Here is a 2483-nt window from a genome sequence, read left to right on the forward strand (position 1 = left end):
GGTAAACAGTGGGTCGTCTCATCCGTGCCATGGGACGACACAGCTTGCGAGCCCGATTGGATCTTAGCTAAGCTAGGCAACCACCTAAAACGCCCAATCCACCAAGCGCACCAGCGCATAGATCATTAAAAGGATCAGAAAGACCCCAAGGGCGACGCCCATAGCCTTTTCCATCTCCCTCATCCAAACCTTGGTTCCGCTGTTGGTGAACAGCCCGTCGCACCCTAAAAAACGACGGCGAGCTTGTGGCACACCGTCTAATTTTTGAGCCCTGAACGTTACGGGGGGCATGTCAGGAACTCAGCTGACCTGGAAATCAGCATTCTGAAAACCTACAAAAACCGACTTTGTTCCATCTTGTCCGCTTCTGGACAAAGGTGAGGCCCGGCGTACCCTTGGGGAGCAGTGAACCGGGCCTCGTGCCGGGGTCGACCAGCGTTGAAACCTTGCGTGAAATAGAGTTGATCAACAATAAGCCGAGCGCTCGATAAAACGGTTTAAGTCGGTCGCTTACACCAACCCAAGACCCTTCGCACGATCGGGCGACAGGTCTATAGGGTGAAGAACGATGTGCCACTGTCCGCCATCCTCGTCATCGATGAAATAACGCTCGATCACTTTGCCTGCGAAGCCTGACCTGCCGATACGCAATACAAAGGCAAGTCAGGCCGGCTGAAGTTGTTGGCCTATCAGCCAATGGAGCGTGCGCTGCCATAACTAATATATGGTGAAGCTTGGTCGCGGTTCCAATAGTGGACCAAGCGGTGATTCGCATCAAAAAGGGCGGCTCACATTTGTGGCCGCTATTTTTGCTGCTGCTTTTGCTGCAGCAATTCCCTGAGCTGTTCGCTGCGTATTGAGTAGGGCTTCGTTAGGTAACTTGAAGTCCACTGTTCCGCTGTCCACCCAGGCGATAATGTCGCCGTCCTTCAACTCAATTCCTGAATATTTTTGCAGCAGTTTCACGGCGAACTCGCGGCTCTTCTTCGTCTTGTCACTTATCTCTCCCCCAAGAATATTGAGGGCGAGCTTGACCATCTCAATGTCAAGCTGTCGCGTTTGACAAGTGGAATTCAGGAGCGATTGTTGGATCGCTGTTTGAGCGCGTATCTCCTCTACCGCACGCTGACTATTCGCTTGAACCTGGTAGCCAAAGTAGCCAATGACCGCCACGCCAATCGATGTTGCGACAGCGGTCACCGTCGACATCCACGATGTGCTTGATTCGGTCATGCTCCATCGACCCGCTTGACCATTACACCGCTCCATTTGTCGGCATTAACAAACTTCAGTTCATTAGCCTCGTCGGGTGCATTTTGAAGGGCGTTCAAAGTGGACTGTTTTGCGTCTTTTCCATTCTACCACAGGAATCTCAAATGAAACCAGTCGCCAATTGGCGGGCTGTTCTGCGTCGTGCGTGGAGCATCCGCCTGATGCTGCTCGCCGGCCTGTTGTCCGGCGCAGAAGTCGCGTTGCCGTTGCTCGACGGCATTTTTCCAATCCCGCCAGGCGTCTTTGTTGCGCTGACCTTCATCACGGTCGGCGCTGCCTTTGTCGCCCGGCTTGTCGTCCAGAAGGGACTTTCCGATGAAAAGTAGATTGAGAAACGTCCTCGTTGGCGTCACTGCGCTCGGCATGGCGGCTGTCGGCTATGTCGGCGGCAAGGAAGGCCTGAAGCTCGTCTCCTATCCTGACATCGTCGGTGTCTGGACCGGTTGCTATGGCGAAACCAAAGGCATGCACAAAGGCATGAAGTTCACCAAGGGCCAGTGCGATTCCATGCTGATTGACAGCCTGGTCGATCACGAAACTGGGATGCGCAAGTGTCTCAAGGATCCCGACGCGATCCCGGACAAGAGCTATCTCGCCTTCCTCTCCAATAGCTACAACGTCGGCGTTGGTGCCTTCTGCCGGTCGAGCATGGCGCGTCTCGCCAACGCCGGCGATCTCCGCGGCGCCTGCAATGCGCTGATTCTATACGTCAACGCCGGCGCGAAGAAGAACGTCCGCGGGCTTGTCCTGCGCCGGACCGATGAAAGGAAGCTTTGCCTTGAAGGGCTCGGAAAATGGGAGCCGTTCTCATCGTCCTGCGCGCGCTCGGCCTGCCCGCCTGCATCATCATCGGGATGTTGGCCTTTTACGAGGGCGTGCCAGCGCTTCGCGACTTTCCCTTCGCCGATCGCATCCCCGTGGTGCGGGAACTAATCGTCGGCCGTGTAGGCACGGAGCGGGCAAAAGCAGCCCAAGCTGCCCGATCTGGATACGTCGCTCTATTCGAAAAGACGGCGCTCGAGGCGCTACTGGCCAAGGAGAGGCGAGACCGCCTCCTGGCATCACAACTCTATGACGAAGCACAAAAGCGCGCCACGGCGGCGGCAGCAGCGAAGAAGGTGGCAGATGAAAAGCTGGCAAAGATCATTTCGGAAGATACCGGCGCTGATGGCGCTGTCTGGGGCGCTGATGACCTTCAGTGGCTGCGGAAC

Annotated in this window: 4 protein-coding genes; 3 read left to right on the top strand and 1 reads right to left on the bottom strand. The window is 55.9% G+C overall.

Annotated elements, in window-relative coordinates; genetic code table 11:
- Nucleotides 1-774 precede the first annotated feature (774 nt).
- Nucleotides 775-1233 (bottom strand): hypothetical protein, encoded by a 459-nt coding sequence (locus tag AAAC48_RS14380; RefSeq protein WP_340654828.1) that lies wholly within the window; start codon nt 1231-1233, stop codon nt 775-777.
- A 143-nt stretch (nt 1234-1376) separates the two neighbouring features.
- On the opposite strand from AAAC48_RS14380, the gene AAAC48_RS14385 reads away from it, so the two are divergent.
- From AAAC48_RS14385 to AAAC48_RS14395, 3 genes are all read left to right on the top strand, one after another.
- Complete coding sequence (locus AAAC48_RS14385) at nt 1377-1598, top strand: hypothetical protein (RefSeq protein ID WP_340654829.1); 222 nt, start codon at nt 1377-1379, stop codon at nt 1596-1598.
- Complete coding sequence (locus tag AAAC48_RS14390; protein WP_340654830.1) at nt 1588-2205, top strand: lysozyme; 618 nt, start codon at nt 1588-1590, stop codon at nt 2203-2205. Before AAAC48_RS14385 ends, AAAC48_RS14390 begins: the two co-directional genes overlap by 11 nt.
- Nucleotides 2193-2483, top strand: a 291-nt coding sequence (locus tag AAAC48_RS14395; RefSeq protein WP_340654831.1) for a hypothetical protein, incomplete at its 3' end; no start/stop codon positions are given. The genes AAAC48_RS14390 and AAAC48_RS14395, both read left to right, overlap by 13 nt.

The sequence above is a fragment of the Phyllobacterium sp. genome, from assembly GCF_037994405.1.
GTDB lineage: Bacteria > Pseudomonadota > Alphaproteobacteria > Rhizobiales > Rhizobiaceae > Phyllobacterium.